Origin of the sequence: Cryobacterium sp. RTC2.1, from assembly GCF_035018685.1 — a bacterium.
In the GTDB taxonomy this organism is placed as follows: Bacteria; Actinomycetota; Actinomycetes; order Actinomycetales; family Microbacteriaceae; genus Cryobacterium; species Cryobacterium glucosi.
The window spans coordinates 1-6,878 of record NZ_JASJXJ010000178.1 but is presented as its reverse complement, the minus strand read 5'-3'; the positions used below and the strand labels follow the sequence as shown (position 1 = coordinate 6,878).

Genomic DNA, 6,878 nt, shown 5'->3' with positions numbered 1-6,878 from the left:
GGTGCTGTTGTCCGGGTGCTCGCCGGCCCGGCGAGGGGGGCGAGTTGCGGGGTCGAGGAGAGTTTCGCCATCAGCGAGGCCTTGAGGGCGGCTGAGGGCTGCACGGGGGCGGTCGCGAGACCCAGGGCCACCGCCGTGTCGCTCAGTTCGGCGGACTCGATTCGGGCCTCTTCGGAGGACTCCAGGTGCGCCTCGAAGGCGGCGCGCTCCCTGGCCTCGAGGGCGTTGAGCGCGTAGGCGCCGGACAGCTCGCCGGGGTTGCGCTCCGGGGTGCCGGTGTTCTCGGTGCCGGTCATGATGCCACGCCCAGTTCGTCGCGAAGGCGGATGAGCCCGTCCCTGAGCCTCGTCTTCACGGTCCCGAGCGGGATATGCAGTTGGGCGGCGACTTCGCTCTGGCTGAAGCCCCCGTAGTAGGCAAGACTGATCGCCTGGCGTTGCAGTTCGGTCAGTCTGGACATCGCCTTCTCCACCCTTTCATGCTCGATTCGTGTTTCTACGGTCTCGGACACGTCGTCGTAGGCAACCGCGAGGTCGCGGATGCCGATCTTCGTGTCCCGGTCGCGGCCGGCCTGCGACGACCTGATCCGGTCGACCGCACGACGGTGCGCCATGGTCATGATCCAGGTGGAAGCCCCGCCACGCGCCGGCTCGTACCGCGTCGCCGATTGCCAGATCTCCAGGAAGATCTCCTGGGTCACTTCTTCCGACTGGGCGTGGTCGATGAGCAGGCGCTTGACCAGACCGAGCACCCGAGGGGCCATCTGGTCGTACAGTTCCCCGAAGGCCGCCTGGTCGCCAGTGGCGACCCGGGTAAGCAGCTCCTCTTTTGAGGGAGGCGCTGTCGACTCGGTGTCAGCGGCGAAGTCAGCAGTCATGAGAACCAGCATGTCAGGTCTTATCCCGTTCCATGACTAGTGTTCGGCGCCGAACACGAAATGGATTGGTCAGAAAAGGCTGAAGGCCAGGCCGCAGAACGCCTCTCGGCGCGAGGCCGCTCAGAGCGGCGAATATTGGAGCCCGGGGTTACTGCGGCCCGACCAGCATCCAGTGTAAACGACGAGGACGGATGTTTATTCCTAGTCGAGCGAATCGCTGCGCCACAACCGGGCGCACGATCCGAACTCCTGGGCCGTCGTCGAGAACCGCAGGGCGCGAGTGGTCAGCTCTGAGGCGCGGGACACCCCCGATGCGGCGAGTTCCGTCGCGTCAAGGTCGTCGGCGACACTCGCGCATCCGCTTGCGATGACCCGGCAGAACGCCGCGGCACGGTCGAGCGCGACGGCGAAGTCGCCCGTGAAGATGCCGCGGAGGATCTGGTCGGCGAGGGCGATGATCTCAGCGGGTCCGGTCGGCGCGGCGGCTCCGGCGATGACGGGGTCGATCGCCACGGTGACCTCGGTGCCGCGCTGGTAGAGGAACGACGTGCCTTCAGGATCCTGGCGGATGAGCAGGCGGACGAGGTAGATCCGCCAGAGCGCGCCGGGCAGGCTGCGCGGCGTTGCGCGCGACCACAGCTCGGCGACCGCGTCGATACCGTGTTCGTCGGTGTACGCGACGAGGCGCTCGACGACCTCGGGATCGGGGTCGTTCCGCACCCGGGCGAGCAGTGCATGAGCGGTCTCGTGCGCGACGCGGCTGATTGCCGCCGGATCCTGGCCACCCTCGAAGGATTCGAACTTGCTGCCCGAGAACTGGGTGGGCTTGTGGAAGTCCTCTGCCAATCGAATCCTCCGTGTCTCGTGCGTGACTCGTGCGTGTTGGGTGCGTGTCTGGTGGGGCCTCGCGGGGCGAATCCGTCCGTGAGGGGACCCTCCCAACGGTACCCAGAAAAACCTTGCCCGAATCCACGGTAGATTATTTACCGCGGGCCTCTAGCTCAGTTGGTAGAGCAAAGGACTTTTAATCCTTGGGTCGTCGGTTCGAGCCCGACGGGGCCCACTCTTGTGTTAGCAGCAGTATGTGCGCAGCGGTTGCGGTGATAACACTCTCGTGTTAGCGTCAGTCACATGAGCACACGATCAGTGATAATCGACGCGACGGCCGAGTTGCTGGCGCAGTCCCCTGGCGGGGACATCTCGACGCGCGCCGTGTGCGAAGCGGCGGGAGTGCAGCAACCGGTCATCTACCGGCTGTTCGGCGACAAGGAGGGCCTGCTCGCGGCCACGGTCGATCAGGTCTGGGACCAGTACCTGGGCATGAAGCGCGCAGCCGAGGAATCCGCCGATCCGTTGAGCGACCTGCGGGCCGGCTGGGACAGCCACAATGCGTTCGCCCTCGCCCAGCCGAACGCCTACCGGCTCCTGTTCGGGTCAGGATCCGTCGCCAAGGCGGAATCAGCGAACGAAGCCATGCGACTCCTCCAGAGCGTGCTCGAACGCCTGGCCGCGCAGGGACGGCTGCGCGTTGCTCCTGAGATCGCGGCACGGGTGGTGATGGCGGCGAATACCGGAGTCGCTCTCGCCCTGATCCTCCGCCCTGCGCTCTATCCCGACCCGGCCATTTCGTCGATGATGCGTGACATCGTCCTCGGCGGGCTGGTATCCGACACCGCGCCCGCTCCGGACGCCGGCGAATCCGCCCGCATTGCGGCGATCACCCTCCGCACGAGCCGTCCCACCCTGCCCCCTGCTCTCTTCACGGGCCGCGAGGCCGGGCTGCTCGACGAATGGCTGGAGCGCATCCAGTCCTCGTCGCCCTCCGACTGACAGCCAGCCCCACCGCAGGTCTTCAGGCGTCCCGCCGGGGCGTCATCCGTCGCGCCCGAAACAGGGCGCGCACCACCGCAGCGCAACAGAAAGCGAATCCCCCATGAGTACCATCGGCACCAATCCCACCATCCAGGGCTCCCGGGTCGCCCTCGTCACCGGCGGGTCCGGCGGCATCGGACGCGCCGTCGTCGAGCGACTTGCAGACGACGGCTTCGCCCTCGGCGTGCACTACGCCGGCAACCAGGCGAAAGCCGATGAGACCGCCGCCGCGGTCAAGGCCGCGGGCGGCCGCGCCATCGCGATCGGCGGCGACGTCGCCGACGAGGGAGCCATGTCGGCCGCGTTCGACGCGGTGGAGGCGGAGTTCGGCGGGATCGACGTCGTCGTGAACACGGCAGGCATCATGCTCCTCTCGCCGATCGCGACCCTCGACCTCGCCGACCTCGACCGGATCTACCGCACCAACATCCGTGGCACCGTCGTGATCTCCCAGCAGGCGGCCCGCCGGGTCCGCCCGGGCGGAGCGATCATCAACTTCTCCACCTCCGTCACCCGCACCCAGTTCCCCGGCTACGGCGCCTACGTGGCGAGCAAGGCCGCGGTCGAGAGCATCACGCTCATCCTCGCCCGTGAACTGCGCGGCAAGGACGTGACCGTCAACGCGGTCGCCCCCGGCCCGACCGCGACCGCCCTGTTCCTGAACGGCAAGGACGAGGCCACGATCACGAACCTCGCCGCGGCCGTCCCCCTGGAAAGGCTCGGCCAGCCCACCGACATCGCCGAGACCGTCGCGTTCCTCGCCGGCCCCGCCCGCTGGGTCAACGGCCAGGTCATCTTCACCAACGGCGGGCTCGCCTAGCCCCCGCTGACTCCCATGCGGCCGCTCCGTTTGCGCCGCTTCTCGGCATAGAGCTCCTGGTCCGCGCGCTCGCGGATGCTGTGGGCGTCATCTCCGGGGCGGGCTTCTGCCAGTCCCGACGACCAGTCCAGACCGCCCGGTGCGGAGATCCGCGCGAGCATCTCCCTGGCCTGCTCCACCGTCGTGGACGTCATCAGCAGCAGGAACTCATCACCGCCCAGGCGCACGACCGAGTCATAGGGTCGCGTGTTGCGTCTCAGGCAGCCCGCGAAGGCCACCAGCACGCGATCCCCTTCCGCATGCCCGTGCTCGTCGTTGAGGCGTTTGAAGTCATCGAGATCGAGAATCGCGACGGTCATCGGTTGCCCGGTACGCGTTCCCCTGGCGAGCTCGAGGTCGAGACGGGCATCCAGCCCCGACCGGTTCAGGACGCCGGTGAGCGGGTCGGTGGTGATCTCCCGGTCGAGCTTGGCCCGCAGATACCCAGCGGCCTCCCGGCAGAAGAGCGACGCGAGAGCCAGGTTGACCCAGGTGATCTGGACGGCGTCGAAGGGATTCACGGCGAGCGCGATGCCGGAGGCCCCGAACGCGAATCCGACCGCCAGTCGCGACACGAACGGACGGTAGAACCAGCCGAGATAACAGGCGAACATCGGGTAGAGCACCAGGTTGTTCACCGACAGGATCGGGGCAGTCGAGACCGCCATCTGCAGCGCGGTCACCGCGAAGAACACGAGGGTTCCCGCGAGCCCGACCCAGCGCGGGAAGCGGGCTCCGAACGCGACGGGCAGCGCGGAGACGACGGCGGCCACGAGGGTCCAGAGCCAGGTCCACAGCGAGCCGAGCCCGCCCCCTGCCGAGGTCGCAGCATCCACCAGGCCGCTGATGACGATGACGAAGCCGGCGGCCGACGTGACGTAGGCGAACGGCGGGATCAGCGAGGCCGCCGTTGGACCGCTCTCTCGCCGCACGTGTCTTCTCCCGATCCTCAGGCCATCGGCCCGAGCCGCTCGAATGGGCACACCCATTCGTACTACGCTCAGGCTATCGCCCCACCAACGGATGCCCGGCACGAGGAGTCGCAATGCCCAGGAAGGTCAAGTGGCTCGAGGAGCCCATCCCGGAGAACTACCCGAAGGCGGCCGACTACCTGCGGTTGCTCGTGAACGAGCACGCGGTCGAGGCGACCTCGCTCGCCCTCGAGGCAGCGCCCATCACCTTCCACAAGGCCAAGGACATCCTGCGCGCCGCCGGTCTCCCCCTGCTCACGCCGGAGAACCCGCACGTCGCCAATTACCTCAGGCTGATCCGCGAGGGTCGCCGGCTGGGCCCGATCCTGCTCGTGCGCGGCAATCTGCCTGCCGCGGTTCCGCTGCACATCGCGGATGGCTACCACCGCGTCTGCGCGACGTACCTCACGAACGAGAACACCGACATCCCGGTTCAGCTGGCGGACCTGACGCTCTAACCGCGCCCATGGTGCACTGCCGGTTGCCTGTCCGGACACCCCGATGACGTTCCAGACCCTTGCGATCATCTCCCTGGTCGGCCTGCTCGGCCCGCTGCTGGCGACCCCGCAGCGCTGGCGGGTTCCGGTCATGCTCGGCGAGCTCCTCGCTGGAATCCTCGTCGGCCGCACCGGGCTCGGACTCGTCGACTCGAGCGATCCGACCCTGACCCTGCTCGCTGACGTCGGGTTCGCACTGATCATGTTCGTGGCAGGCACCCACGTTCCGGTGCGTGATGCCGGTATCCGTTCGGCGCTCGGCAAGGGCACGGCCAGGGCCGGTCTGGCCGCCGGCATCGCGATCGTGCTCGGCGTGGCGACGGCGGTGCTCTTCGGTACCGGCCATGCGCCACTGTATGCGGTGCTGCTCGCGTCGTCGTCTGCGGCGCTCGTGCTGCCGGTGATCGACTCGCTGAAACTGACCGGCCCGTCGGTGCTGCAGGTGACCGCGCAGGTCGCGATCGCCGACGTCGCTGCGATCGTCGCCCTGCCGATCGTGATCGACCCGGCCAATGCAGGCTCGGCCGCGCTCGGCGCCACAGCGGTCGCGGCATCCGCGGCGCTGCTGTATCTCGTGCTGTCGCGACTCGAGAAGAATGGCGCCCGGCTCCGACTGCACCGGGTGTCCGAGGACCGCAAGTTCGCCCTCGAACTGCGGGTGCAGCTGACGATCCTGTTCGCGTTCGCCGCCCTCGCGGTGGTGAGCCACGTCTCGATCATGCTCGCCGGGTTCTCCTTCGGGCTGGCCGTCGCGATGGTCGGAGAGCCGAGGCGCCTCGCCCGGCAACTGTTCGCGATCGCCGACGGCTTCCTCGGGCCGCTCTTCTACGTGTGGCTCGGCGCCTCGCTCAACGTGCTCGACCTCCTGACCCGGCCCGGAATGGTCCTGCTCGGTCTCGTCCTCGGTCTCGGCGCCGTCGTCGCGCATGCCTCGGCCCGGCTGCTCGGCCTGCCACTGCCGTACGGTCTGCTTGCGGCCGCCCAGCTCGGCGTGCCGGTTGCGGCGGCGACGATCGGGACCCAGCTGAAGCTGCTTGCGCCTGGCGAGGCGGCCGCTCTGATCCTCGGCGCCCTGATCACGATCGGTGTCGCGACCGTGGCTGCGGGCGTCGCCTCCAGGAGGCAGGCCGGGCGACCGCCCGGGGAATTCTCGGGGAGCACACAGCGTTGACACGGTCAGCACTCGGGCTCAGCCGCCAGACTTGTCGCTCCGCAGTCGCGCCACGCGCGCTGCGGGCACACAGCGGAGCGGGAGCTGCGGGGTGACGCGACAATTCAAGGAGGTCGCACGTGGAAAGAATTAACGAAGAAGTCGAGACCGAAACCGGCACCATCGAAAAGTACCGCCGGCACGCGAACGGACGCGGACTGGTCTCCGGCGGGGCGCGGGTCGATCCGTCCGCCTTCATCTCCGGAACGGCATACGTCGAGAGCGGAGCCAAGGTGGGTGCGGAGGCCTGGATCGGACCGGGCAGCTGGATCGACCACAACGCCCTTGTCGGAGCGCGGGCCTTCATCGGCCAGAACGTGCACGTCGGCGTCGACGCCGTGATCGGCGCGGCCGCCCGTCTCGGAAGCCACTCCCGGATCGGAGACGGCGCCCGGGTACAGAGCGGAGCCGTCGTCGACCGTGACATCCGGATCCCGCAGGGCGGCATCGTGACCGCCGCGGCACACGCGCAGGCACGACCGACCGGGACGCGGCATCCGCTCGATACGGAAGCGCCGACCCGCTTGCGCCGCGCCGCCTGAGCAGCCACCGTGACCGGGCGAGGCCCCGACCGGGTGATACCGGTCGGGGC

At 68.5% G+C, this 6,878-nt stretch carries 9 protein-coding genes and 1 tRNA gene; 6 read left to right on the top strand and 4 right to left on the bottom strand.

The annotated features are described in order from the left end of the window. From QN357_RS16725 to QN357_RS16715, 3 genes are all read right to left on the bottom strand, one after another. Nucleotides 1–296, bottom strand: a 296-nt coding sequence (locus QN357_RS16725) for a zf-HC2 domain-containing protein (protein WP_323505236.1), incomplete at its 3' end; no start/stop codon positions are given. After that, nucleotides 293–877 carry a sigma-70 family RNA polymerase sigma factor gene (locus tag QN357_RS16720; protein ID WP_241975328.1) on the bottom strand — a complete coding sequence of 195 codons (585 nt, stop codon included), beginning with the start codon at nucleotides 875–877 and terminating at the stop codon, nucleotides 293–295. The genes QN357_RS16725 and QN357_RS16720, both read right to left, overlap by 4 nt. Nucleotides 878–1,078: 201 nt before the next feature. Further along, the gene (locus tag QN357_RS16715) at nucleotides 1,079–1,723 is read right to left on the bottom strand and encodes a DNA-directed RNA polymerase subunit beta (protein WP_134450007.1); all 645 of its coding nucleotides are present in this window, start codon (nucleotides 1,721–1,723) and stop codon (nucleotides 1,079–1,081) included. A 144-nt stretch (nucleotides 1,724–1,867) separates the two neighbouring features. On the opposite strand from QN357_RS16715, the gene QN357_RS16710 reads away from it, so the two are divergent. The 3 genes from QN357_RS16710 (at nucleotide 1,868) to QN357_RS16700 (ending at nucleotide 3,569) form a co-directional block, all read left to right on the top strand. Continuing rightward, a tRNA-Lys gene (locus QN357_RS16710) sits at nucleotides 1,868–1,940 on the top strand. 68 nt (nucleotides 1,941–2,008) lie between these two features. Continuing rightward, entirely contained in the window at nucleotides 2,009–2,707 is a 699-nt protein-coding gene (locus tag QN357_RS16705; protein ID WP_134450006.1) for a TetR/AcrR family transcriptional regulator, read from the top strand. A gap of 103 nt (nucleotides 2,708–2,810) precedes the next feature. Further along, on the top strand, nucleotides 2,811–3,569 hold the full coding sequence (locus tag QN357_RS16700; protein ID WP_134558968.1) for an SDR family oxidoreductase: 759 nt from the start codon (nucleotides 2,811–2,813) through the stop codon (nucleotides 3,567–3,569). Here QN357_RS16700 and QN357_RS16695 read toward each other — a convergent pair. Continuing rightward, nucleotides 3,566–4,540, bottom strand: a complete 975-nt coding sequence (locus tag QN357_RS16695; RefSeq protein WP_166787423.1) for a GGDEF domain-containing protein — start codon at nucleotides 4,538–4,540, stop codon at nucleotides 3,566–3,568. The two genes, QN357_RS16700 and QN357_RS16695, sit on opposite strands and share 4 nt — an antisense overlap. Before the next feature lie 113 nt (nucleotides 4,541–4,653). Between QN357_RS16695 and QN357_RS16690 the strand changes: the two genes are divergently transcribed. The 3 genes from QN357_RS16690 to QN357_RS16680 all read left to right on the top strand — a co-directional run bounded on the left by QN357_RS16690 (nucleotide 4,654) and on the right by QN357_RS16680 (nucleotide 6,828). Further along, entirely contained in the window at nucleotides 4,654–5,037 is a 384-nt protein-coding gene (locus tag QN357_RS16690) for a hypothetical protein (RefSeq protein ID WP_134450003.1), read from the top strand. A 43-nt stretch (nucleotides 5,038–5,080) separates the two neighbouring features. Beyond that, entirely contained in the window at nucleotides 5,081–6,247 is a 1,167-nt protein-coding gene (locus QN357_RS16685; RefSeq protein ID WP_134450002.1) for a cation:proton antiporter, read from the top strand. A gap of 119 nt (nucleotides 6,248–6,366) precedes the next feature. Beyond that, nucleotides 6,367–6,828, top strand: coding sequence for a hypothetical protein (locus QN357_RS16680; protein WP_323505235.1), 462 nt, complete (start codon nucleotides 6,367–6,369; stop codon nucleotides 6,826–6,828). The last annotated feature ends 50 nt before the right edge of the window (nucleotides 6,829–6,878 follow it).

Excerpts from the sequence above, each read along its gene's own strand:
- QN357_RS16705 (WP_134450006.1), top strand. The coding sequence starts at position 2,009 with ATGAGCACACGATCAGTGATAATCGACGCGACGGCCGAGTTGCTGGCG.
- QN357_RS16690 (WP_134450003.1), top strand. The coding sequence starts at position 4,654 with ATGCCCAGGAAGGTCAAGTGGCTCGAGGAGCCCATCCCGGAGAACTAC.
- QN357_RS16685 (WP_134450002.1), top strand. The coding sequence starts at position 5,081 with ATGACGTTCCAGACCCTTGCGATCATCTCCCTGGTCGGCCTGCTCGGC.
- QN357_RS16700 (WP_134558968.1), top strand. The coding sequence starts at position 2,811 with ATGAGTACCATCGGCACCAATCCCACCATCCAGGGCTCCCGGGTCGCC.
- QN357_RS16720 (WP_241975328.1), bottom strand. The coding sequence starts at position 877 with ATGACTGCTGACTTCGCCGCTGACACCGAGTCGACAGCGCCTCCCTCA.